This is a genomic window from Rhodococcus sp. MT28 (assembly GCF_058792695.1).
This window is the reverse complement of record NZ_JBXAFD010000022.1, coordinates 1-21,708: the sequence shown is the minus strand read 5'-3', so window position 1 is coordinate 21,708 and position 21,708 is coordinate 1. Positions and strand designations below refer to the sequence as shown.

Annotated in this window: 19 protein-coding genes and 10 pseudogenes; 13 read left to right on the top strand and 16 right to left on the bottom strand. The window is 64.9% G+C overall.

Going from position 1 to position 21,708, the window contains the following annotated elements; all coding sequences use genetic code 11:
• Nucleotides 1-380: 380 nt before the first annotated feature.
• On the top strand, nt 381-542 hold the full coding sequence (locus tag AC1Q6C_RS31475; protein WP_172827000.1) for a hypothetical protein: 162 nt from the start codon (nt 381-383) through the stop codon (nt 540-542).
• A gap of 62 nt (nt 543-604) precedes the next feature.
• Here AC1Q6C_RS31475 and AC1Q6C_RS31470 read toward each other — a convergent pair whose 3' ends face one another.
• On the bottom strand, nt 605-880 hold the full coding sequence (locus tag AC1Q6C_RS31470) for a hypothetical protein (protein WP_156423077.1): 276 nt from the start codon (nt 878-880) through the stop codon (nt 605-607).
• Between the two features lie 323 nt (nt 881-1,203).
• Between AC1Q6C_RS31470 and AC1Q6C_RS31465 the strand changes: the two genes are divergently transcribed.
• Nucleotides 1,204-2,013 carry a helix-turn-helix domain-containing protein gene (locus tag AC1Q6C_RS31465; RefSeq protein ID WP_058037217.1) on the top strand — a complete coding sequence of 270 codons (810 nt, stop codon included), beginning with the start codon at nt 1,204-1,206 and terminating at the stop codon, nt 2,011-2,013.
• The gene (locus AC1Q6C_RS31460; protein ID WP_058037218.1) at nt 2,013-2,717 is read left to right on the top strand and encodes an RES family NAD+ phosphorylase; all 705 of its coding nucleotides are present in this window, start codon (nt 2,013-2,015) and stop codon (nt 2,715-2,717) included. The genes AC1Q6C_RS31465 and AC1Q6C_RS31460 overlap by 1 nt, the downstream gene beginning before the upstream one ends.
• 25 nt (nt 2,718-2,742) lie before the next feature.
• Here AC1Q6C_RS31460 and AC1Q6C_RS31455 read toward each other — a convergent pair.
• A pseudogene (locus tag AC1Q6C_RS31455) lies at nt 2,743-2,877 on the bottom strand (enoyl-ACP reductase); the annotation flags it as partial.
• A 94-nt stretch (nt 2,878-2,971) separates the two neighbouring features.
• Between AC1Q6C_RS31455 and AC1Q6C_RS31450 the strand changes: the two are divergent.
• The 5 genes and pseudogenes from AC1Q6C_RS31450 to AC1Q6C_RS31430 all read left to right on the top strand — a co-directional run bounded on the left by AC1Q6C_RS31450 (nt 2,972) and on the right by AC1Q6C_RS31430 (nt 5,286).
• Nucleotides 2,972-3,712, top strand: coding sequence for a hypothetical protein (locus tag AC1Q6C_RS31450; protein ID WP_058037219.1), 741 nt, complete (start codon nt 2,972-2,974; stop codon nt 3,710-3,712).
• On the top strand, nt 3,709-3,858 hold the full coding sequence (locus AC1Q6C_RS31445; RefSeq protein WP_156423079.1) for a hypothetical protein: 150 nt from the start codon (nt 3,709-3,711) through the stop codon (nt 3,856-3,858). Before AC1Q6C_RS31450 ends, AC1Q6C_RS31445 begins: the two co-directional genes overlap by 4 nt.
• 15 nt (nt 3,859-3,873) lie before the next feature.
• The gene (locus AC1Q6C_RS31440; protein WP_058037220.1) at nt 3,874-4,374 is read left to right on the top strand and encodes a hypothetical protein; all 501 of its coding nucleotides are present in this window, start codon (nt 3,874-3,876) and stop codon (nt 4,372-4,374) included.
• Nucleotides 4,266-4,847: pseudogene (locus tag AC1Q6C_RS31435) on the top strand (pyridine nucleotide-disulfide oxidoreductase); the annotation flags it as partial. The gene AC1Q6C_RS31440 and the pseudogene AC1Q6C_RS31435, both read left to right, overlap by 109 nt.
• Nucleotides 4,848-4,874: 27 nt before the next feature.
• Nucleotides 4,875-5,286: pseudogene (locus AC1Q6C_RS31430) on the top strand (arsenate-mycothiol transferase ArsC).
• A gap of 56 nt (nt 5,287-5,342) precedes the next feature.
• On the opposite strand, the pseudogene AC1Q6C_RS31425 reads toward AC1Q6C_RS31430, so the two are convergent.
• Together AC1Q6C_RS31425 and AC1Q6C_RS31420 are read right to left on the bottom strand one after the other, a co-directional pair.
• Nucleotides 5,343-5,516: pseudogene (locus AC1Q6C_RS31425) on the bottom strand (ArsI/CadI family heavy metal resistance metalloenzyme); the annotation flags it as partial.
• Between the two features lie 78 nt (nt 5,517-5,594).
• Nucleotides 5,595-6,707 carry an NDMA-dependent alcohol dehydrogenase gene (locus AC1Q6C_RS31420; protein ID WP_058037222.1) on the bottom strand — a complete coding sequence of 371 codons (1,113 nt, stop codon included), beginning with the start codon at nt 6,705-6,707 and terminating at the stop codon, nt 5,595-5,597.
• 214 nt (nt 6,708-6,921) lie between these two features.
• Here AC1Q6C_RS31420 and AC1Q6C_RS31415 point away from each other — a divergent pair, with 214 nt between their 5' ends.
• Nucleotides 6,922-7,230 (top strand): transposase, encoded by a 309-nt coding sequence (locus AC1Q6C_RS31415; RefSeq protein WP_058037223.1) that lies wholly within the window; start codon nt 6,922-6,924, stop codon nt 7,228-7,230.
• Nucleotides 7,231-7,239: 9 nt separating this feature from the next.
• Here AC1Q6C_RS31415 and AC1Q6C_RS31410 read toward each other — a convergent pair whose 3' ends face one another.
• Nucleotides 7,240-8,685: an aldehyde dehydrogenase gene (locus tag AC1Q6C_RS31410; RefSeq protein ID WP_058037236.1), complete on the bottom strand. Its 1,446-nt coding sequence runs from the start codon at nt 8,683-8,685 to the stop codon at nt 7,240-7,242.
• 313 nt (nt 8,686-8,998) lie between these two features.
• On the opposite strand from AC1Q6C_RS31410, the gene AC1Q6C_RS31405 reads away from it, so the two are divergent.
• A complete protein-coding gene (locus tag AC1Q6C_RS31405) occupies nt 8,999-9,991 on the top strand; it encodes a helix-turn-helix domain-containing protein (protein WP_082661309.1) in 993 nt (330 codons plus the stop codon).
• Here AC1Q6C_RS31405 and AC1Q6C_RS31400 read toward each other — a convergent pair.
• The 3 pseudogenes from AC1Q6C_RS31400 to AC1Q6C_RS31390 all read right to left on the bottom strand — a co-directional run.
• Nucleotides 9,988-10,146 (bottom strand): annotated as a pseudogene (locus AC1Q6C_RS31400) (IS630 family transposase); the annotation flags it as partial. The gene AC1Q6C_RS31405 and the pseudogene AC1Q6C_RS31400 sit on opposite strands and share 4 nt — an antisense overlap.
• A gap of 204 nt (nt 10,147-10,350) precedes the next feature.
• Nucleotides 10,351-10,458 (bottom strand): annotated as a pseudogene (locus AC1Q6C_RS31395) (integrase core domain-containing protein); the annotation flags it as partial.
• 4 nt (nt 10,459-10,462) lie between these two features.
• A pseudogene (locus tag AC1Q6C_RS31390) lies at nt 10,463-10,678 on the bottom strand (IS30 family transposase); the annotation flags it as partial.
• Nucleotides 10,679-10,727: 49 nt separating this feature from the next.
• Between AC1Q6C_RS31390 and AC1Q6C_RS31385 the strand changes: the two are divergent.
• A pseudogene (locus tag AC1Q6C_RS31385) lies at nt 10,728-11,779 on the top strand (IS3 family transposase).
• A 48-nt stretch (nt 11,780-11,827) separates the two neighbouring features.
• Here the strand turns inward: AC1Q6C_RS31385 and AC1Q6C_RS31380 are convergent.
• From AC1Q6C_RS31380 to AC1Q6C_RS31350, 7 genes and pseudogenes are all read right to left on the bottom strand, one after another.
• Nucleotides 11,828-12,099, bottom strand: a pseudogene (locus AC1Q6C_RS31380) (helix-turn-helix domain-containing protein); the annotation flags it as partial.
• 125 nt (nt 12,100-12,224) lie between these two features.
• Nucleotides 12,225-12,605 (bottom strand): annotated as a pseudogene (locus AC1Q6C_RS31375) (DDE-type integrase/transposase/recombinase); the annotation flags it as partial.
• Between the two features lie 219 nt (nt 12,606-12,824).
• The gene (locus AC1Q6C_RS31370; protein WP_058037228.1) at nt 12,825-13,985 is read right to left on the bottom strand and encodes an acyl-CoA dehydrogenase family protein; all 1,161 of its coding nucleotides are present in this window, start codon (nt 13,983-13,985) and stop codon (nt 12,825-12,827) included.
• 5 nt (nt 13,986-13,990) lie between these two features.
• Nucleotides 13,991-14,770 (bottom strand): enoyl-CoA hydratase/isomerase family protein, encoded by a 780-nt coding sequence (locus AC1Q6C_RS31365; RefSeq protein ID WP_058037229.1) that lies wholly within the window; start codon nt 14,768-14,770, stop codon nt 13,991-13,993.
• A gap of 2 nt (nt 14,771-14,772) precedes the next feature.
• The gene (locus AC1Q6C_RS31360; protein WP_058037230.1) at nt 14,773-16,437 is read right to left on the bottom strand and encodes a long-chain-fatty-acid--CoA ligase; all 1,665 of its coding nucleotides are present in this window, start codon (nt 16,435-16,437) and stop codon (nt 14,773-14,775) included.
• 10 nt (nt 16,438-16,447) lie between these two features.
• Entirely contained in the window at nt 16,448-17,623 is a 1,176-nt protein-coding gene (locus AC1Q6C_RS31355) for a thiolase family protein (protein ID WP_058037231.1), read from the bottom strand.
• Complete coding sequence (locus AC1Q6C_RS31350) at nt 17,620-18,471, bottom strand: CoA transferase (protein ID WP_058037232.1); 852 nt, start codon at nt 18,469-18,471, stop codon at nt 17,620-17,622. The genes AC1Q6C_RS31355 and AC1Q6C_RS31350 overlap by 4 nt, the downstream gene beginning before the upstream one ends.
• A gap of 101 nt (nt 18,472-18,572) precedes the next feature.
• Here AC1Q6C_RS31350 and AC1Q6C_RS31345 point away from each other — a divergent pair, with 101 nt between their 5' ends.
• Nucleotides 18,573-19,193: a TetR/AcrR family transcriptional regulator gene (locus AC1Q6C_RS31345; protein ID WP_058037233.1), complete on the top strand. Its 621-nt coding sequence runs from the start codon at nt 18,573-18,575 to the stop codon at nt 19,191-19,193.
• A 565-nt stretch (nt 19,194-19,758) separates the two neighbouring features.
• Nucleotides 19,759-20,906, top strand: a protein-coding gene (locus AC1Q6C_RS31340) for an IS3 family transposase (protein ID WP_156423082.1) whose coding sequence is annotated in 2 segments (ribosomal slippage) — nt 19,759-20,026 and nt 20,026-20,906 — 1,149 coding nt in all. Because the reading frame shifts where the segments join, the coding sequence is not laid out codon by codon here.
• A 588-nt stretch (nt 20,907-21,494) separates the two neighbouring features.
• Here the strand turns inward: AC1Q6C_RS31340 and AC1Q6C_RS31335 are convergent.
• Nucleotides 21,495-21,708: hypothetical protein (locus AC1Q6C_RS31335; protein WP_492667022.1), on the bottom strand; the 214-nt coding region annotated here is incomplete at its 5' end.

The window sequence follows — 21,708 nt, the reverse complement described above, 5'->3', positions numbered from 1 at the left end:
GATCGGTGAACGGACCGGGCACAGCGAACTGCTCAGCGATCCGGCAGAAGCGCGCGGTCTCCGCCGCGGACATCCCCTTCAGGCGCTCACCGGCATCCTTCGGTGTTCTCCCATCGCGGGATCTGTCGCGGGCCGATCGGCGAGAAAAGATCGAGGGCACAGTGCATCTCCAGAGTGGCGTGGGGATCGGGGTTGGTCGATTCAGACGCTACGCACCGCATTTCGGGCTTCGGCTCGGCTGAAGTAGTTCGACGAGGTCGACAGCGGGGACGTGTCATCTATGCAGGTAAACGGGCATAGCGTCAGAGTCTTTGGTTTCGGCCCGCCGCGGCCGCCGATCCGCCGGTCGATAGCATTGCAACAGAGCGAGAGGAACCCCCATGCAACCTGGACAGCAGGTCCGACTCGGTGCTGGAGGAGTCTCCGTTTTCACCGTCGTCAGCGTCGAAGACGGCGGCACCGCGATCATCGAGGCGACCGTAGACGCGCCCGGCAAGTACCCCTTCTCGGTCCGCCTCGCGGATCTCGTGCCCGCGACCTGAGCCCGCTGGGTCCGGGCGTCGGCCGGATCGCCGCGTGCTCGGTCAGCGGGGACCACTGCACGTCAGATGGTGTTGCGGAGTAGATCGAGCTCCCAGACCACGAGATCGAGTGAATCGAGAAGCCTGGAGATCTCGGGATCGCGTCGCAACTCGGCGAGCACCGCGGGGTCGCCGGCGAAGTGCAGCTCGGCGATCTGCTCCCGCTCGTCCTCGGTCATATCTGTTTGGACGCAGGCGAGGCGTTGTCGGTTCCAACTGCGCGACGGCGCGGCGTACGTGGGGACGCCGACGTAGAAGCCGCCGGCACCATAAGGTGTCGACGGCTCCGGCCCCGTCATCAGGAACGCTACGCAGTGCAGGTCTTCCCGATCCTGGGGTGACAGTGCCTGTCATCGCGGCCTCTCGGCACGCGGTCGCTCGCAGCGACGCAAGGGGTGGTACCCGCAGGCACTGCCACCTGTAGTTAACGGCACCGCCGTGGCCAGCATTCCGGGCGCCGAGGGTCTACGCGCCGTGCTCGCGAGGAGGGGACATGTCATCACTGCTGGTAGATGGTGGTCTGAACGGTCCCGGAGGGTCCGTTTGCATCGGGACAATCCGCATAGGGCGCGTTACCCGCATATCCTGCGTATGCTGGTAGCAGAGTTTAGGAGGTGGATTCATGTCGCAGGGATCTGAATCAGCACCGCAGGATCTGCAGGATGCCTCCCGGCTGATCTACATGTTTGCCGCCAGAGGTGAGAATGTCGGCGTCGTCGCTTTGCCGGAGACAGCTCCGTCGTTCTTCGTGGACTGCCGTTCGGGTGGCCCGGACATGCCCGTGTCGAGGCTGACATCGGACGCGTCGGCCGCCGTATGGCGCGACGCGGTGGCGGAGTGGCTGCGGGACGCACACCCGTCACCTCGGCGGCCCCTGCACGCCGACACACCTCATGACTACTCACTGTGGGTGACGCGGTGCACATCGGACGCCCAGCCGGGTGGCCTGGTGTTCGTTCAGGACATGCCCGCCGCCGACTCATCGCCCGAAGACGCTACGGAGGCTGATGCTGACGAGTGGGGGCCGGCGATCCCGGACGAGAAAGTCGCCACCCTCGAGCAGGCGAACCTGAAGCTCCAGGTAGAACACCGTCGCCAGGAGCTGAGCGCGTCGATGTCGAGGACGCAGGCAGCCGACCTGCTCGGTGTCTCGCCGCAGACGGTCTCGGAGTGGGTCGCCCAGCACAAGCTCGTCGGGCTCAAGGACGGCCGGGAATGGCGTTTCCCTGCCTGGCAGTTCACCCCCGACAACGCGGAACCGGTCCTCCCGGACCTGGACCGACTCGTGGCCACCTTCCCCGGTGGCGAGGTGAGCTTGTCGCGGTGGATGAACCGGGCGAACGACAACTTCGCCGGCCGCACCCCCGCACAGGAGATGGCCCGCGACAGTGACCATGTGATTGCGATCGTCGAAACCCTGGCCGCCACCTGATGGCCAAATCGCTCGACCAACCCGACAGACCCCTCCCCGACGCCGACTACCGGTGGATCTGGACGCCGGCCGACGGTGCCACTGCACCGTGGTATCGGGTCTATCACCGCACCGCCCACGTCCCGGACGGGGTCACCTTCCGGACCTTCGGCCCGCTCAACCGGTTCGATCACCACACGCCCCCGATCACCGCGAAAGCGCTCGACCCGGACGGGCGGTCGGTGATCTATTTCGGGGTCGATCTCGCGACCGCGGCGTGCGAGGTGTTCGGAGAAGCACTAACCGCGCATGTGTGCTCGAACTTCCGGGTCACGCTGGTGCGGCCGGTACGGGAGATCGTCACCTACGATCTGGACCAGGCCAATGCGGCGATGGCCATCGGAGCGGTCCCGGCGCTCGCATCGGGTAACGAGGACCGTGAGCTGACCCAGCAGTGGGCCCAGGCCATCTACGAGGACCAGCCCGCTGCGACGAAGGTGGAAGGCATCCGCTACCGGACCGCCTACCGCGGCGACTACTCGATCGCGTTGTGGGACTGTCCCGATGCTGTCGAGGTTGCCCTGGATAAGGATGGGCAGCCTCTCGACATCCCCCTCAACGTCGGACGAGGGCGACATCTCCTGCTGGACGCACTCTCCGGCAGCGGTATCTCCACCACCTTCATCGCCGACGCCGACTGCTTGAAGTGCAACACGGCCCGGTGACTGCCATCCGGCAGAACTGGCCGACTTAGACGCGCTCGACCTCGAGGGTGAACCCGTCGGCGGCGGCCAGTCGTTCGGTGAGCGCATCGCCCATCGCGGCGGCCGGGGTGAGGATCCCGGCCCGTTCGGGCAGCGTGTCGAACGCCAAGGCGAGGCCAGATCCGTTCTTCCTGCTTGGTGAGTATGCGAGATCGGCGCGACCTCGCTCCGCACGTCAAGCCTGTCGACCACGAAGGCTGGCTATCTCTCGTGCTGTGCAACCGGCCGCGTGTGACTGTTTCGAGCAAGATGGGGTCATGACACGCGAGTGGCGGAGTGACGAGGTCTTGCATGGGCAGGGTCTACCGGCTGGCTGGATCGAGGATCGAATGGGTCAGCCCTTCTCCGGCACGGTCCATTCGATTTTCCCGGGTGGGTTTGAGGCGTACGCGCGGATCTTCCACCCGGCGGTCGTGTGGAATGGCCAGGAAGCAGAATCTGTGTCCTGGTCTGACGTTGCGGTATCCGGGGGGCTCACCGTTCATCCGCAGATGCAGTGGGAGTCGATCTATCGGAAAGGTGTCGACTCGGCACTTTACGTCGATGACCTGCCCGCGATCGGGAGGCTTGCACCCGGTCTGCGGCGTGAGCTTGCCGCAATGCTCGCGGAGTTCACGACCTCTCGAGAGTGTTACTTCGCTTTTTGGGAAGGCAACTTCGATGAGACGCAGATCAGCTCCGCCCCAGGTCTCGAATCGACTTCTGGGAGGCGCTACCACGTCTTCCTTGGTTCTTTGTCGAGAGCTGGCCACACCTTCGCTGGTGAGTCGCCGAATCTGTGGTGGCCCGCGGACGGCGAGTGGTTCGTGTCGACGGACATCGACTTGATGAGCACGTTCGTCGCCGGTTCGGAACGGTGCATTGAGCAGATTCTTGATTCCTCCACGTTGGAGGCTTTGCGGGCAGATCTTGGACATGGCATTACGGTGTCGAGCGACACCGTTAATCCGCGGTGAAGTCTGCCGCCGCCCGCTACACCCAGGTGCCCGCGGTCCCTGTGGACGAGGTGCACCAGGCCACCATCGACCGTGAGGCAGCCATGCAGGACCTCGCGGACTGGCTCACCGCGCTCGCCGCGATGCACTCCGGCGCAGCCGCGTAACCCGGCCTCCGCAACATGGAGACCGACCGCGCCTTCCTGGCCGCCCGGATCCACGACACCCACCAGTTTCCCTCGCTCGTGACCAGCTCATGTGACCCGTTCACGTGCACCTTCGTCGCGGACGCTCTCGCGACCAAGAACGTCACCCTCACCGTCACGATCGGCGCCCGACGGTTCGACGTCGGGCCCGGGCGATGGGATCCCGCCGCCTCCGGGACCGTCGCGACGGTCACCGTGCCGAGCACCGACAGCGCAGGTGCACGCCGGCACGTGGAATCGCACGAGCCGGAGGCATGGGCCCGCGCGGTATTCGCCGAGTTCGACGACGCCGCACTGTGGATCTATCTGCTCGGCGACATTGACCCGGACACCGGACACCGGACATCCCGAGCGGGGCCTGGTCGCCTACCGCGGACGAGTTCTGCGGCGCGGACGTCGTTGTGGTCGGTGGCGGCAACTCCGCCGCCCAGCTCGTCGCCGAGATCTCCACCGAAGCCGCGGCCACGATCTGGGTGACCCTGCGGCCACCGCGGTTCCTGGCCGACGGTGTCGACGGGCGGGTTCTGTTTGAGGTCGCGTCCCGCCGCGCCGCCGCCCTGGCTGCCGGGCACTCCGACCCGGGAGGTGTCGCCGCTCTCGGCGACATCGTGATGGTCCCGGAGGTTCTCGCGGCGCGCGATCGCGGCGCGATGACCGCGCGACCGATGTTCGATCGACTCACCGACGACGGCGTCGCCTGGGGCGACCGCTATGAGAATGCCGATGTGATTCTGTGGGCCAAGGGTTTTCGGCCCGCGCTCGGGCATCTGCAGCCTCTACGACTGCGAGGCGCGGATGGCACCGTGCCGACAGTGGGCACCCGCGCCCTGAAGGAGCCGCGGCTGCATCTGCTCGGCTACGGCGACTGGACGGGTCCCGGATCGGCCACCATCCTCGGCGTCGGCCGCACAGCGAAAGCTGCGGTCGCCGAACTCGATCCCGACGACTGACCCACCACATCTGAAAGGGATCCGAAGATGAGCACACCGTCTGTGCTGTTCGTGTGCGTGAAGAACGGCGGCAAGTCGCAGATGGCGGCCGGGCTGATGCGCGCTGCCGTCGGCGACACCGTGGGTATCCACTCCGCCGGAACGAAACCCGGGCACCGCTATCAATGCCATCTCCGCGCAGGTGCTGGCCGAGGTCGGCGTCGACATCACCGGCGAGACCCCGAAACCGATCGACCCGGACCTACTTCAAGACGTCGACCTGATCGGCACCCTGGGCCGCGAAGCCGAGGTCGTGCCGCCGTACGGGACGGCACTCGAGAACTGGAACACCGACGAGCCATCCGAACGAGGAATCGACGGCATCGAGCGAATGCGACTGGTCCGCGACGACATCGCCGTCCGCATCGCTGATCTCGCCACCCGCCTTCGCCGTCCCTGAAGACCCGTGTCGGCCACCTCGACGTGGGGCGGCCGACACGGGAGGTCGTGCGGGGTTCAGCAGCAGGAGCTTCCGGCGGCAACCGGTTCCTTCTCGCCTGTCGAGCCCTCGGCGGGCGCGGCAGTACCGCAGCACACGCCGCCCTCGGAGCTCTGCGGGCCATCGAGGTGCTGCGGGCTCGACCCGAGGGTCTCCGAGTCGGCGAGGACGGTGTAGACCTCCCACTTCTCCCGCGGCCGCGTCAGGGCTAGATCCTGTGATATCCACATACCCTTCATTCGTTGTGGATAAACGTTGGTCGTTTCCGATCAATGATTGTGGGTGATGATTCCGCGGATGTTCTTGCCGTCGAACATGTCTCGATACCCTTGGTTGATGTCGGCAAGTTTGTACTCGGTGGTGACGGTTTCGTCGAGCTTGAGTTGACCGTTGCGGTAGAGGCGGAGAAGCCGGGGGATGTCGGCGCGGGCGTTGGCTTCCCCATAGAGGCTCCCAACGAGACGCTTCTGGAGCAGGGTGAAGGTCATGAGTGGGATGCTGGCCGTGGTTTCGGCGGCGGGCGCGATTCCGGTGAGAACTGCGGTGCCGGCCTTGCGGACGAGTTCGAGGGTCTGTCCGATCATGTCCCGGGTGACGACTCCGACCGTCAGGATAGCGGAGTCCGCCATGACTCCGCGGGTGAGATCGGCAGTGAGGGCGGTGGCTTCTTCGAAGCTGGTGCAGAAGTGAGTTGCGCCGAGGCCGAGGAGGATGTCCCTCTTGGTGTCGACGATGTCGACAGCGATGATGTTCTCGGCGCCGGCGATACGGGCGCCCTGGATGGCGCCTGATCCGATGCCGCCGCAGCCAATGACGACGACGGTGTCGCCGGGTTGGACTTCGGCGCTGTTGACGGCCGATCCCCAGCCGGTGGTGACGCCGCAGCCGAGGAGAACCGCACGGTCGAGAGGGAGGTCGTCATCGATCTTGACGACGGATTCCTCATGCACCGTGCCGTACTCGGCAAAGGTACCCAGGAGTGACATGGCGCCGACGTTCTGGCCGCGGGCACGGCGGCGGTATGTGCCGTCGAGCATGGTGCCGCCGAGGATGTGGGCGCCCATGTCGCAGAGATTAGAATGTCCGGTCGCGCACCACCGGCAGCGACCGCAGCCAGGGAGGAATGAGCAGACGACATGATCGCCCGGTGCGAGGCTGGTTACGCCGGGGCCGACTTCCTCGATGACGCCAGCGCCTTCGTGGCCGCCGACGGTGGGCAGGGCGATGGGCATGTCGCCAGTACGTGCGTGGTCGTCGGAGTGACAGAGGCCGCCGGCGACGTAGCGGATGAGAACTTCGCGTTCCCTGGGTCCGTCGAGTTCGACTTCCTCGACGCTCCAGTCCTGGTGTGAGCCCCAGAGCACGGCGGCGTTCATCTTCATGGTTGTCCCTATCGATCTAGGTAAATGGGCATTGACCCCGGTCACAGTCGATTGTGTTGCGTCACATTTCGGTAGGATTGAACGACAGTGCCATCTGGCTGAATGTCCGCGCCACGTTCGGGACTGTCCCCACTTCGGTTGACTCGCCGACCTGCCCCAGGGCTTCTTACCCATTTCGGTGTGAAGATCGAGCCCTGCTGAGAGGCTTCGATCAATGCCCCGACCGTATCCGCCGGAGTTCCGCTTCCGGGCCGTCGCACTCGTCCGTGCCGGCAAACCGATCACCACCGCTGCCACGGAGCTCGGCATCAGCGCTGGTGCTCTGCACAACTGGGTTCGCCAGGACCAGATCGACCGCGGCAAGCGCCCCGGGGTCGCGACCCTAGAGAGCGCGGCGCTGGCGAAGGCCAACAAGCGCATCCGGCAAGGAACGATGATGGAGTCGTTCTGGTCGTCGATGCAGATCGAGGTGCGGACAGAGCACCGCCCGGTCGACACGTCGGTGCCGACCGGGCGGGTATGAGTTTCTTCTCTAGGTGGTAGCGAAGTACACGGACTGGGTCTGCAGGCAGGCGTCGAGTCCCTCGGGGCCGAGTTCGCGCCCGAGTCCGCTTGCCTTGATCCCGCCGAACGGTGCGACCGGGTCGAGCATGAAGTAGTTGATACCGACGGTTCCGGAGCGGACCCGGCGGCTCAGTTCTTCGCCTCGCTTCTCGTCCGAGGTCCAGATAGTGCCCGCGAGACCGTACTTCGTGTTGTTGGCGATCCGAACTGCGTCGTCGACGTCGTCGTACGGGATCACGGCGAGCACAGGCCCGAAGATCTCTTCCTGGGCGATCGTGCTTTCGGGGCCGACATCCGCGAACAGCGTGGGTTCGACGAACCACCCCTTGGCTAGCTCCCGAGGTCGTCCACCGCCTGTGACGAGTCGGGCACCCTCTTCGACGCCCTTGGCGATGTAACCCTCGACACGAGCACGATGGCGCGCCGAAACGAGGGGGCCGATCTGTGTCTGCGGGTCGAGGGGATCGCCGACAGAGGCGCCGGATACGAGCGCGCAGAGCACGTCGAGGGTCTCCTCGTACCGTGAGCGCGGTACGAGGATGCGTCCGTTGGCAACACAGGTTTGCCCGTTGTTGAGCAGTGCGATCTGGAAGAGCCCTTCGAGGTTCGACATCAGATCGGCGTCGTCGAGAATGATCGCGGCCGACTTGCCGCCGAGCTCGAGCGTCACCGGGCGCAGCAGATCGCCGCACGTGGCGGCGATCTGCCGGCCGACGGCGGTCGATCCCGTGAAGGTCACCTTGTCGACCCCCGGGTGGGACACGAGGTAGGAGCCAGTACTCGCACCACCCGGCACGATGTTGATCACGCCGTCAGGGATGCCGGCGCTCTGCGCGGCCTCAGCCATCACGTACGAGTCGAGGACCGTCTCGGGGCTCGGTTTGAGCACCACCGTGCATCCGGCGGCGAGCGCAGGAGCCATCTTGAATGCCGTCACAAGGTTGGGGTAGTTCCACGGCACGATTGCCGCGACGACGCCGAGGGGTGTCCGGCGAACCTGCGCGCGTCCGCCGAGGAGCCCATGACGGGTTTCCTCGACGTCGGTGATGCGGACGAGATCCGCGTAGTAGCGGAAAACGGTTGCCGGGAGCGCGGACTCGAGCATCGCCGCGGTCGTGATGGGCATTCCGTTCTGCTGCGAGACCCGTCGGGTGATCTCGTCGGCGCGCGCCTCGAGCTCGGTTGCGAACTGCTCAAGGACCCGGGCCCGCGCCCGAGGCTCCCATGTCGACCAACCTTTCGGGTCGTCGAAGGCGCGGCGGGCGGCACCGACGGCTGCATCGACGTCAGCCGGCGACGCCTCGGGCGTGCGGCCGATCAGCTCTTCGGTTGCCGCAGAGTGTATTTCGATCACCGATGTAGATGCAGTTGCGGCGAGCTTGCCGCCGATGAACAACGAGTCGTATTCGAGCATGGAGTCCTCCGTGCGCTTGGTTGTCACATGTCGTGCTGCCTCGGATGCCCATGCCGCCGTACGTGTCTCGGTCGACATCGTTGGGTCCGCCGTGTTCGATGCTCCGGTCATGGTTCGCTCCTCGGAGCTGTACAGGTGGTCGTCCTCATGGTTTCCCTATCGGTCCAGGTGTGGGCATCAGCCTCGGTCGCTATCGAGTGTGCTGAGTCACATTCCTGTACGCTTGTACGACAGCGCCAGTTGACTGAACGAGCACGCCATACCGGATCGGACAATCTGTGTGCCCTAGCTCCGACGACTGGCGCGAGGATCGATGGCAGGACATGCGGAGGTAACTCGTTTGTTGACTACCGGAGCGCTCGACGTGGAGAGCATTTCAGCGACCGATCGCGCGACCCAATGGGAATCGGCAACCTCAGCGTTCGGCTTCTCGCTGGCGATGGGTGCGGTCGCCCCTGAGGCCCCGTTCCATCGCGAGTACCTGCGCCGTCGGTGGATCGCGGAGCTGGCACTCGTCGATCTTCAGTGCGGCCGCTCGTCGGCGGCACGTACGACCAGCACGATCGCCGACAGCGATCAGCGGTACATGATCTTGTTGATGATCGAGCGCGGTGAGGAAGTGGTAGCGCAGGGCGGCACGAGGACGGCGCTGCGGCCGGGCGACGCGCTCCTATGGGACTCCACCCGCGCCGCGCGCTTCGACATCCAGCGCAACCTCCGCAAGCGGCTGTTGATGATCCCCGAGCGGGTATTCGAACCAATGCAAGCCGTCGTCCCTCAGGGGGACAGATTCGTTAGCTCGCCCGCCGCGCGACTGCTGATGAGCTATCTCGATTCGCTCTGGGTCGCACTGCCGCAGCTCTCATTGCAGGCAACGATATCGGCGCGCAACGCCACACTCGAGCTGATCGAGGGCGCATTGAGGCCCGGAACCGATCTGCCGGTGAGCGGAACCATTCCGGCGCTGAGGACATCAATGGACCGGTGGATCGACCAACACCTGGCAAGGCTCCACATCACCCCGACGGAGGTCGCGGCCGCACATGCGGTGTCGGTCCGCACGGTTCATCGGGTGTTCGCCGAGACTGGCGAAACTTTGGGGAGTGCGGTTCGGAGGCGCCGCCTCCTCCGCGCCCGGGCGGATCTGGCGGCAACGGATCTGTCTATCTCCTCTATTGCGGCACGCTGGCAGTTCTCAGATGCCAGCCATTTCACCCGGTCGTTCAAACTGCAGTTTGGGCTGTCGCCCACTGCCTACCGGGCAGACGCGCGGCAGGGCGAAGCGTCGGAGGGGGAAGGCTTCTAGTGTCCTGAGTCATTGATTGTTTTATTGACTCGGGTGCAGTAGGCCGCGGATCACATCCGCGGTCTTGGTCCACACGAAGGGTTTCGGGTTCGCGTTCCACACCAGGCGCTGACGTCGTCTTCGAGGATCTGGACGCTGTGGTGCGATGACGTCCTATCGCGCATGTCGCGAAACGATTGGGTCTTGTAGTAGCCGTACCGGCGATCGACAAAGAGGCGGTCGACCTCGATGCGCGCCGATCTCAGTCGAGGATGTACGGGCGATGACGGTGGCCATGAAGGGCCAGCGTCCCGAGCAGTGATCTTCCATACCGATCGCGGCACCCTGAACCGTGCCGGGTTCCTTGCCGCTCCTATGCTGGCGACAACTCCGGTTGGAGAGTGGATCGCCTCGAACTCTTCGGGCGTGATGTAGCCGAGGGTGCTGTGGAGCCGGCGACTGTTGAACCAGTCGACCCACTTCATCGTGCCGAACGTTGCCGGCGAGCCGTTCCTGCACGTACTCGCGCAACGCATCGCTGCCCACCAGCTTCGCAACCTTCGGACGTTGGCGGCCTGTTGCGCCTTCCACTGCGCCGCCAGGGACCTGCTATCCGCTTCGGGTCGCCGCGTTGCGGCGCAGCTCACGTGAAATCGTTCCCGGGTCGAGTCCGATTCTGGCGTGTCCCCGGTGAATGAGTTCGCCCTGTTCTAGAGTCCTGTGGCCCAGAATCGGGTCAGAAGGGACGATGAAACACATGGCTGGCCGGAAGAAGCACTCCGCAGAGGACATCGTGCGCAAACTGCGCCGTGCGGACGAACTCGCTGCCGCTGGCAAGACGAATGACGAGATCGCCGCCGACCTCGAGGTGTCGTCGGCGACGTTGTACAACTGGCGCCGCTCGTACGGCGGCATGGACGTCGACGCCGCCAAGTAACTACGCGAGTTGCGGGAACAGAACAGCCGGCTCAAGCGACTGCTCGCCGAGGCCGAACTGGAGATGGACGCCCTGCGAGAGGTGGCGAAGGGAAAATTCTGAGCCCGGACGCCAAGCGCCGTGCCGTCGACATGCTCAAAGAGGTGCTGAGCGTGTCCGAGCGGCTCGCGTGCAAGGCGGTCGGGCTCGCCCGCTCCACCTACCGCCGGATCCCGCTCGCACAGACGCCGGCCGACCCGGACGCCGGCCTGCGGGCATGGCTGCGGACGTATGCGAAGGGCTATCCGTGTCACGGGTTCCGGCGCGCGTGGGCGGCGCTCCGCTTTGACGAGCACCGGGAGGTGAACAAGAAGAAGGTGCACCGCCTGTGGCGGGAGGAGGGCCTGCAGCGACGGGTCCACAGTGCCCGCAAACGAGCGGGCATCTCGTCGTGTCCGACGGTGGAGTCGGACGCACCGAAGATGGTGTGGGAATTGGACTTCCAGTTCGATTCCACGGTCGACGGGAAGTCGGTGAAGATCGCGTCGATGATCGACGAGCACACCCGTGAGTCGCTGCTGAACATTGTGGAGCGGTCGATCACTGCCGAACGACTCACCCGGGAGTTGGAAGCGTGTTTCGCGGCGGCGGGTGGCTCACCGAGGGTGTGGCGGATGGACAACGGACCGGAGTTCATTTCCCAAGCGCTGCAATCGTTCTGCGCGGGAAGGGTGGGGTTGGCGTACATCCCGCCTGGGACGCCGTGGAACAACGGGTACATCGAGTCGCTCAACAACCGACTGCGCCGGGAGTGCCTGGGCTACCTGACCCCGGTCGAGTACGCTGCCCGATGCAGTCACCGGTACTTGCCGGTGGGCTGTGAGATCGCCTGAGATCGGTATCAATCACAACCTGGCTCTGGAACCGGGTGGACCGACTATCGGGGACCTGCCAATTCGGCGGGCGATCTTTCGGACCCCGAAGTCCTGGGCGCGCAGTAGAGCGCGATCTCCTCGCGTTCGGCGAATGACAGGTAGCGGCCCGTGGGGTCGTCCAGACTGATCGGTGGCATCCCGCCAGCGTGATGGAACCAGCGGGAGCCGACCGGCCATGACACGCCAACAGCGTCCGCCGCCTGCAACGTCGTCACGCCAGAGGCGATCCGCCGCCAGAAATCCCGCTGCACCGCACGCGACGGGCCCGGCGATCGCATCGGTGGCTGCAACGCCCGATCCGCCGCCCACTGCCGCCGCGCACCCGACGGCGCCTCCGGCATCTGCTTCCCACCACCCCCCATCGCGCACCTCCGTGATTGAGGTGTTGCGACGACCGATTGAATCCGTCCTGACTGCCGGCATCGCTGTGATGAATGAGCCCGTCGGCCACGGCATGGCCACCGTGGTCGCGGCGCCCCAACGCCATCTTCAACGCCGTGGTGACCATGGGGGTGTCCTTCACGCTCGATGCGTGCCAGCCGACGATCGTGCGGGAGAAGCAGTCGATCACGAACGCCACGTAGACGAACCCGGCCCACGTTCGGCAGTAGGTGAAGTCGGTGACCCATTTCCGGTTCGGCGCCTCGGCGGTGAAGTCCCGATCGAGCAAGTCTGGCGCTCTCCGACTGTCCTTGCCGCCGAGCGTGGTCCGGTGCCGGCGGCCGCGGACGACACCGGACAGGCCCTCGGCGCTCATGAGTCGGTCGACGGTGCAGGCGGCGACCTGGTAGCCGCCCAAACTTATCGCGTCACGTTCGATGTGCCAATGTTCGGCGACGAGCATTGGTCCACGATGCCACTCCTGTGGCTTGCGCCGAAAAAGTGGGCGACCCGCACGGCCTGTCGATCGTTAGTCCTGGGGACGGTCTCGAGTGACCCCGCGGCGAGCGCCGTGGTACGGCCGATGTCGCCCGTCTGTGCGCCGATGGTCTGGCAGCTGCGATCACAGCGACCTACCGATGAGTTCCTTCATGATCTCGTTGGTTCCGCCGTAGATCTTCTGTACCCGTGCCGCGGCGTACATCTGGGCGATCGGGTACTCCATCATGTAGCCGTAGCCGCCGAAGACCTGTAGGCAGCGGTCGATGATCTCGACTTGCTTGTCGGTTCCCCACAGCTTGGCCATCGAAGCCGTCGCTGGATCGAGGGTGCCGTCGATGTAACGCTGGATGCAATAGTCCATCAGCGTCTTACCGGCGAGGACGTCCGTCTTGCATTCCGAGAGCACGAACTTGGTGTTCTGGAAGTCCAGGATCGGCTTGCCGAAAGCGAGCCGCTCTTTGGCGTACTTGACGGTCTCAAGTACCGCGGCCTCGGCCATCGCGATGCCAGCCACACCTATGATGAGGCGTTCTCGCGGCAACTGCTCCATCAGCTGGATGAAGCCCTTGCCCTCTACGCCGCCGAGCAGGTTCTCTGCGGGCACACGCATGTCGGTGAAGGAGACCTCTCGCGTGTCCTGACCGTGCTGGCCGATCTTCTGCAGCACGCGGCCTCGCTCGAACCCCTTGAGTCCCTCGGTCTCGGCGACGAACAGCGAGATTCCCTTGGCCCTGAGTTTGGGGTCGGTCTTCGCGACGATAACAAGCAGGTCGCAGTGAGACGCGTTGGAGATGAAGGTCTTGGACCCGTTGATCACGTACTCATCGCCATCCCGGGTCGCGGTCGTGCGCACAGCCTGCAAGTCGGACCCAGTACCGGGCTCGGTCATCGCGACGCCGATCACCATCTCGCCGCTGGACATCTTGGGGATCCACCGTCTCTTCTGCTCGTCGGTGGCATAGGCGGAGATGTAATGGGCGACGATCGTTGAATGCACGTTGAATCCGAAGGCTGTGTCGTGGGCCAGGGCCAACTCCTGCTGGACGACAGCCTCGTGTCCGAAATTGCCTCCGCCCCCGCCAAACTCATCTGGAAGCCCCAGGCACAGCAGTCCGGCGGAGCCCGCCTTTGTCCAGAAGTCACGGTCAATCTGATGATTCTCGGCCCAACGCTCCTGGTTGGGGGTGGCTTCCCTTCTGAAGAACTCGGCCGCGTGCGTCCGTAGTGCTGCCTGATCCTCGGTCTCCCACGGGGAGCGGTATTCGGGGAACAACTTGCTCATAATTTCTACCTTCCGGTGAACTCGGGTGTGCGCTTGCGCAGGAAGGCCGCTTGGCCCTCGTGGCTGTCTGCGGAGTGCACGGACACGTGGAAATTGCGCCTCTCATGCTCGAGGCCTTGAGACAGAGACGTCTCGAACGCGCGCAGTGCGGCATCCTTGGCCAGGGCAACCGCGAGTGGCGAATTCTTCGCGATGCGCTGTGCCATGGCGAGGGCGTGGGCGCCCGCTTCGCCGTCGGTGACCACCTCGGCGACCAGTCCCGCGGCACAGGCCTGCTGGGCCGAGCGGGAGTCGCCGGTCAACAACATCGCCATAGCTTTCGACTTGCCGATGGCTTGGACCAGCCGCTGGGTGCCGCCGCCACCTGGAATCACCCCGAGCTTGACCTCGGGCACCCCGAACTCGGCCGATTCGCCCGCGATCACAATGTCGCACGCCAGCGCCAGCTCACAGCCGCCGCCGAGAGCCAGGCCCTCCACTGCGGCGATCACCGGCTTCGGGAAGGTGCCCAGGTCAGCCCAGATCTTGCCGCCCAGTGCCTTTCGCTCGCCGAGCAGCGAATCGGCGCGGATCTGGTCGAAGGCGCTGATGTCCGCGCCGGCGCAGAAGACCCCGTCGGAGCCGGTCAGGACTACTGCGCGAACCGCGTCGTCGGTGCGAATGCTATCCAACTTAGCGTTGAGTGCGGACAACAACTCCTCGTTGAGTGCGTTCTTCGCCTGAGGCCGGTGGAGCGCCAGCACCACGACAGGGCCCTTGCGGGACGACACCAGGACATCGCTCATGACTAGGCCTCCTTGTAGATATCGGCGTGCTCGGCGCGCATCGCCTTCTTATCGAGCTTGCCGACACTGGTGCGGGGCAGCGCGTCGACGAACAGGACTGTGTCCGGCAGCTGCCACTTCGCGAACTTGCCGGCAAGAACGCTGTTGATCTCCTCGAGCGTGAGCTCCGCCCCGTCCACAGTGACGACAAGCACGACTGGGCGCTCCTGCCACTTCGGGTGGTCGACGCCGATGACAGCCACCTCCTGAACCTTCGGATGGCCCATGATCGCGTTCTCCATGTCGATCGAGGAGATCCACTCGCCGCCGCTCTTGACGACGTCCTTGATGCGGTCAGTGAGCTTGAGGTAGCCGTTCTTGTCGATCCTCCCGACATCCCCAGTCCGCCAGTAGCCGTCGAGGAAGTGCCCGCCGTCGTCGGCGAGCTTGTGGTACCGCTCAGTGATCCACGGCCCCCGTACCAGGATCTCGCCCTGGCTTGCCCCGTCGTGAGGTAGATCCTTGCCTGCGGCGTCGACGATCCGGATGTCGATGCCAGAGACGGGAAGGCCCTGGCAACGCTTGAGGTCCCACGCCTCCTCAGTGGAGAGCACCCCGCGCAGAGAAGGCTTGACCGGACCGTTCACCGTGACGATCGGCGTGGTCTCGGTAGCGCCATAGGCGTGGATGACGTCCGCGCCAGCGATCTCGCGGAAGTCGCGCATGAGCGACAGCGCGGGCTCGGTGGCGCCGGAGAGCAGTCGCGCGCGGCTGAGGTCAGGGGCGACTGCGAGGGTTTTGATGTAGTCCATCATCGGCTGGAAGATCGCGGGCGCGCCGTTGGCGACCGTCACCTGCTCGGCGATAATCTCGTCGACCAGCACCTTGGTGTCCTCGGCCAGGTACCGGCCGGGAAGCACGATCTTCGCAGCAACGTAGACGGCGGCCTGCGGCAGACCCCAGGACTGGCCGTGGAACATTGGCGTGATGAGCATGACGCAGTCGTCGCTGCGCATGCTGATGGTCGCGGCGAGAGAAATCGAGTGCAGGTAGATGCCGCGGTGCGAGTAGAAGACGCCCTTGGGACGGCCCGTGGTACCGGTTGTGTAACAGGCACTATAGGTGGAAGTCTCGTCAACTGTCGGCCAGTCGATCTCACTATCGGCAGCGGCCATCAGATCCTCAAAGTGATGAGTGTTCGGCAGCTTGGTGTTGATCGAGGACATCGGCTTGTCCGTCATCACCACCCATGCCCGCACCCCGGGAGCGTGCGGGGCGAGGGCCTCGGCGATGGGTAGCAGGCTCTCATCAACCAGCACCACCGAGGCCCCGCTGTGTGTGGCGACGTGGCCGAGGTCCTCTGGCGACAGCCGCAGATTCATCTGCAGCATCGCAGCGGCCAGGCCCGGGATCGCCCAGTACAGCTCGAAATGCCGTTTGCTGTTCCAATCGAGGATTCCAACTACGTCTGCGGGGCCGACACCGAGGCGGGCGAGCGCGTTGGCGGCCCTCTTGATTCGGCTGTACGCGTCGGCGTAGGAGTAGCGGTCCCAGCCACCATCCGGGGTTCGGAAGACGATCTCCTGCTCCGGATAGGTGCGGGCCGCGTGCCGGATCAGGCTGGTGGTGTTGAGTTGGTAGCTGTCACCGTGCGTCGACGGCAATCCCTTGACGATCTCGGTAGTCATGGCGTACCTCTCAGATTCGTTCGATGATGGTGGTGTTGGCGGTGCCGTGGGCCTCGCAGATGGTTTGCAGGCCGTATCGCCCGCCGGTTCGCTCCAGCTCGCACAGCAGGTCGGTGAGCATCCGCGCGCCGGTGGACCCGAGCGGGTGACCGAGCGCGACGGAGCCGCCGTTGACGTTGAGTTTGTCGTCGTCAATGCCGAACTCGCGCTGGAACATCAGCGGGACGCCGGCAAAGGCCTCGTTGACCTCGAACAGGTCGATGTCCGCGGCGGCCAGCCCGGCGGCGGCGAGGGCCTTGTGGGTCGCGTCGAGTACCGCGGTGAACTGCACGACGGGGTCGGCCGCTGCCACCGTCAGCGCACGGAACCGGGCTCGGGGCCGCAGGCCGTGCTCGGCGGCGAACTCCCGGTCCGCGATCAGCAGCGCGCCTGCCCCGTCGCTGAGCTGGGAGGAGTTCGCGGCCGTGGTGCGGCCGTCTGTGGTGAATGCTGCGCGCAGCGAAGCGATCTTGGCCGGATCGAGATGCTCGCGAATGCCCTCGTCTGCGTCGATCACCGGGCCGGATGGATCGTGCGGGTCGGCGGTGATCGGCACCAGTTGCGCCCGGAAGCGTCCAGCACGCGTTGCGGCGAGCGCGCGCTCGTGACTGCGGATGCTGAACGCGTCCAGGTCCTCTCGGCTCAGGTTGAACTGGAAGTTCATCAGCTCGGACGAGGGCCCCTGCGCCAACAGTGCGCCGTCGTAGCGGGCCAGCTCGAGCGGGCCATACTGCGGGCCCAGGGGTGCACCGGGCTGGAACGCGGAAGGCATCGACACCTGCGACATCGACTCGACGCCGCACGCGATCGCCAGTCGGTAGCCGCCCGCCATGACGCCGTGCGCCACGAAGGTAACGGCCTGCTGGCCGGATCCGCACTGCCGGTCGACCGTAACGGCTGGAACCGACTCGGGGAGTCCCGCCGAGAGCACCGCGTGCCGACCGATATTCGAAGACTGCTGGTCATGCTGCAGCACGCAGCCCGCAATAACATCGTCCAACAGCATGGGATCGATATCATTGCGGTCCATCAGGTTTCGTAGCGTGTGGCCGAGTAGATCGACCGGGTGCCACTGACTTAGCGCACCGCCGCGCTTGCCGACGGGCGTGCGGACGGCGTCGACGATGACCGCTTCTCGGATGCTCATGCGGGCTCTCCCTTTGCTTGCATGTAGATGCCGACGAGCGGGATGTCCGCGTCTGCGGCCAGGCCCTCCCAATCGGCGGTGGTGCGAGTGACAAACGCGCTCGCCAGTTGGTCCTGCCGGTGCTTCGCGCCGAGCAGTGCGAGTGCACGGTCCCGGAAGTGCGGCTCCAGTGCACCGAGCGCCACGTGTCCATCTGCGCTGGCATAGATCCCGTAGCTGGGTATCGCCCCACCCAGTGGCGTGCCGGGGCCCATCAGTCCGTATCGGACAGCCGCTCCTGCGTCAGCAGCGGCCTCTTCGAGGACGATGCGCCGGCACTCTCCCCGGCCTGTCCGCGCACGGCCCATCAGCGCTAGCAGCGCGGCCGAAACCGCCCGCTCCGCACCGACAACGTCGGCTACCGGCACCGTTGGCATGGTCGGCGGAGTCAGGGTTCCGTGCGCCGCCTGGTATGTCAGGTCATGGCCAGGCACCTCAACGAATTCTCCGTCGTGGCCGACGATCTCGACGAGAGACAGCGCCGGAAATTGCTGCGGGAGCTTGTCAAGACCCAGGCGGGCAGACGCTGATGGCCGCATGGCGGTGATGAGTACATCCGCCCACGAGAGTTCGATCTCGAACGCCGCTCGCTGTTCCGCGCTTTTGAGATCCAGCCTGACCACAGTCTGGCCGGACGCGAGATCTTGGTACCACTGCGGCGCCATCGAGGCCAGCGGGTCGCCCGTCGGCGGCTCTACCTTGATCACTTCCGCTCCGAGTTCACACAGCCGCGCAGCTGCGAGTGGACCGGGCAGATTGACGGCGACCGAGACCACCCGCACGCCCGACAGCGGCAAATCCTGTGACAACAGCCACTCCCTTCGTCGCTGTACTACTGTACAGTTATTGAGCCAGATGTAAAGCGGTTGGTGTGATCCGTATAATCGCGATTCATGAAGGGTGAAATGCCGTGACGGACCCGCGCGCGAGCTTCAACGACCTCACAGCGAAAGCGAAGATCCGCAATGCGGCTCTGGATCTATATGCCGAACGAGGCGAAGACCGCGTATCGATGCGAGCTGTCGCGGCGGCCGCCAACGTGACCGTCGGACTGGTTCAGCACCACTTCAAGACTAAAGACGGACTGCGAAACGCTGTCGAGCAACTGATAGTCGACTATCACGCGCAGGCTCTCGCTGACACTCCCCGCGACGGTATGCCCGCTGAGGTGGCGGCGGCTCGAGATCAGGCAGTCCGGACAATGCTTGAGGACCATCCACCGGTCGTCAACTATCTAAGACGCGCCTTGCTCGACCTGGCGGCGGGCGAGGGTAAACTGCTTGCGCGCCTGACAGAACTGAGTCGCAACGAGGTGGCCAAGTTGCGCATGGCGGGGATCGCCTCCACCAGCAAATCTGAGGCGGAGCAGGTGATAGGCCTCATGATTCGTCAACTTGGACACCTGTTCCTGCAGCCCATGGTCGACGCGATGTGGAATCAGCTATCGGGTCCGGACATGGCGGAAGCATCCAAACCATCACTGAAAGTCGAGACCGAGACCCGGCGGACGGAATCTGACGAACTTCGATGAGGCGGATTCATGCGGTCGTCGCAACGAGCAACACTGCGAGACGCTCGGCTGGAGTATGCCAGTCGAGCGTCTCGCGGTTCGTTAGGTGATCGAGCGGGCCAGCGCGGCGGGTAGTTCTCGAATCCTGGCGGCCATCGCGGCGTTGACATGTTCGGCGGAGTGACCGTCGGGCAGGTGGCGCAGCAGAGTGAAGGGTAGATAGTTCGTCGGGACGCATGGCATCTCCGGGGCCCGATAAGAAGGTCCCTAGGATCAGGCAGCCCCCTCGACAGCTCACCTTCGGCCGCCCTCCACAACGCCTGGTTGGTAGCTAGTTTGGACCGTTTCGGGCGGGTGCTGCCGGCCGCGCGGTTTATGAGGTTCACGGTTGTATCGGTGCAGCCCTGTCCGATCGGGTGTTCTTGCGCAGATCGTAGAGAACACGGTCGCCTCCTATGGCGCCGGAACGAAACAACGTCGATGACCAGGCTATCTACATTTGGCGCATCTGGCATGTTCCCCATGAATGAGACCATGCGGTTCTAGAGTCCTGTTGCTCCACTTCGGAGCCGGAAGGACGATAGAGATCATGGCTGGACGGAAGAGGCATTCCGCAGAGGAAATCGTTCGCAAGCTGCGCCGGAGCGACGAACTCTCCGCGGCGGGCAAGACCTCCGAGGAGATCGCCGCCGCGCTCGAGGTGTCGCCGGCGACACTGTTCAACTGGCGCCGCCAGTACGCAGGAATGGACACCGACGCAGCGAAGGAGCTCAAGGAACTGCGGGAACAGAACGGCAGACTCAAGCGACTGCTCGCCGAGGCAGAGCTTGAGAAGGATGCGCTGCGCGAGGTCGCGAAGGGAAAATTCTGAGCCCAGCGGCCAGACGCCGCGCCGTGGACATGCTCGTCTCGACTATGAGCATCTCGCAACGGGCGGCGTGCAAAGCCGTTGGGCTCGCCCGATCGACGTACCAACGCACGCCGGTGGCGTTGACACCGGCCGATCCTGACGCCGAACTGCGGGCCTGGTTGCGTTCCTACGCCACCACGCACCCGGTGCACGGGTTCCGGCGTGCATGGGCGAACCTGCGCCACGACGAGCACCGTCACGTCAACAAGAAGAAGGTGCACCGCCTCTGGCGGGAGGAAGGCCTGCAGGTCCGCATCCATCACCCACGCAAGCGCGCCGGCCTGAGCTCGGTCCCGCAGATCGAGGCCGATGCACCGAAAGTGGTGTGGGCATTGGACTTCCAGTTCGACTCCACCGTCGACGGGAAGGCGGTGAAGATCGCGTCGATGCTCGACGAGCACACCAGGCTGTCGGTGCTGAACATCGTGGAACGGTCGATCACGGCGACTCGGCTCGTCGCCGAGCTCGACAAGGCGTTCGCGTTGTGGGGTGGTCCGCCGCGGGTGCTGCGCATGGACAATGGTCCGGAGTTCATATCGGTTGCATTGCAACGGTTTTGCGGTGACCGGATCGGGATCTCGTACATTCCGCCGGGTACTCCGTGGATTAACGGCCACATCGAATCATTCAACAACCGGCTGCGAAGGGAATGCCTCAACCGGAACCACTGGACGAATCTGCTCGAAGCGAGAGTCGTGATCGGGGACTTCAAGGACGACCACAACCACCGACATCGCCACTCGTCTCTCGGCTATCTGACTCCGGCCGAGTACGCTGCCCGATGCACCCACACGCACCAACCAGTGGGTTGCGAGATTGACTGAATCAATCAGAACGTGGCTCTAAGACCACACGGCCCGAATATCGGGGACCTGCCACATCCGCTGGCCCGTTGAGTCAATCGTGCCGCCGTAACTGGCGGTGCGGCGAAGCATCGTCCGTAGCACCAAGGTCTGGCTTGCTTGGCCCCTGCACAGCCCCGGGTGTCGGTGCTGTTGTGGGGTTGGCGGCGTGTTGGGGTGTGTGGGGTGTGGTGCCGGTGCCGGTGCCGGTGCTGGTGGTGGGGGTGTTCGGTGGGGTGATCGGGCGCGGTGGGGAGGGGTCGGCGGGTGCTCGGTGCGGATTTTGAATTGTGTTGTGCCGCAACGGATGTTTTGAATGCTGTTGTGGTGTTGGTGGGTTCGGCGTCTTTGCGTGGCTGTTTTGGGCTGTTTTCTCGTGTTTGGTTGTGGGCGTTGTGATTTCGGCTCTGGTGGTGTCGTGTCGCGTTTTGGCGTTGTCGGGGCGGTGGTATATCATTGGTGCATGACATCGGGACGGGTTGAGAGCGACGGGGCGGGCCGGACTGCGGCGCGCGCAGCGCGTCCCCGTCTCTCGTTCGGGTTCGGGGGTGCTGCGGTGGTGGCGCTGAATTATGTTGGTGTGTCGGTTATTTCGGTTTCGAGGGGAGCGCAGCGACCCGCTCGACGGCTGCCTGGGGTGACCCACCGCGAGCCGCGTAGCGGCTCCCTGGCGGGGAGCGCAGCGACCCGCTCCGTCTCCCGGCGCGCAGCGCCGGGAGGAGCGCCGCGGCTCATCCGGAACTCGAGGCCTTCGTCGTCACGGGAGACCTGACCGACCGTGGTC

Bases quoted from the DNA above. Each gene is read 5' to 3' on its own strand.
- AC1Q6C_RS31405 (WP_082661309.1), top strand. From the start codon at position 8,999: ATGGCAGGACATGCGGAGGTAACTCGTTTGTTGACTACCGGAGCGCTC.
- AC1Q6C_RS31460 (WP_058037218.1), top strand. From the start codon at position 2,013: ATGGCCAAATCGCTCGACCAACCCGACAGACCCCTCCCCGACGCCGAC.
- AC1Q6C_RS31465 (WP_058037217.1), top strand. From the start codon at position 1,204: ATGTCGCAGGGATCTGAATCAGCACCGCAGGATCTGCAGGATGCCTCC.
- AC1Q6C_RS31475 (WP_172827000.1), top strand. From the start codon at position 381: ATGCAACCTGGACAGCAGGTCCGACTCGGTGCTGGAGGAGTCTCCGTT.
- AC1Q6C_RS31370 (WP_058037228.1), bottom strand. From the start codon at position 13,985: ATGAGCAAGTTGTTCCCCGAATACCGCTCCCCGTGGGAGACCGAGGAT.
- AC1Q6C_RS31360 (WP_058037230.1), bottom strand. From the start codon at position 16,437: ATGACTACCGAGATCGTCAAGGGATTGCCGTCGACGCACGGTGACAGC.
- AC1Q6C_RS31415 (WP_058037223.1), top strand. From the start codon at position 6,922: ATGCCCCGACCGTATCCGCCGGAGTTCCGCTTCCGGGCCGTCGCACTC.
- AC1Q6C_RS31420 (WP_058037222.1), bottom strand. From the start codon at position 6,707: ATGAAGATGAACGCCGCCGTGCTCTGGGGCTCACACCAGGACTGGAGC.
- AC1Q6C_RS31355 (WP_058037231.1), bottom strand. From the start codon at position 17,623: ATGAGCATCCGAGAAGCGGTCATCGTCGACGCCGTCCGCACGCCCGTC.
- AC1Q6C_RS31470 (WP_156423077.1), bottom strand. From the start codon at position 880: ATGACGGGGCCGGAGCCGTCGACACCTTATGGTGCCGGCGGCTTCTAC.
- AC1Q6C_RS31365 (WP_058037229.1), bottom strand. From the start codon at position 14,770: ATGAGCGATGTCCTGGTGTCGTCCCGCAAGGGCCCTGTCGTGGTGCTG.
- AC1Q6C_RS31410 (WP_058037236.1), bottom strand. From the start codon at position 8,685: ATGCTCGAATACGACTCGTTGTTCATCGGCGGCAAGCTCGCCGCAACT.
- AC1Q6C_RS31440 (WP_058037220.1), top strand. From the start codon at position 3,874: ATGGAGACCGACCGCGCCTTCCTGGCCGCCCGGATCCACGACACCCAC.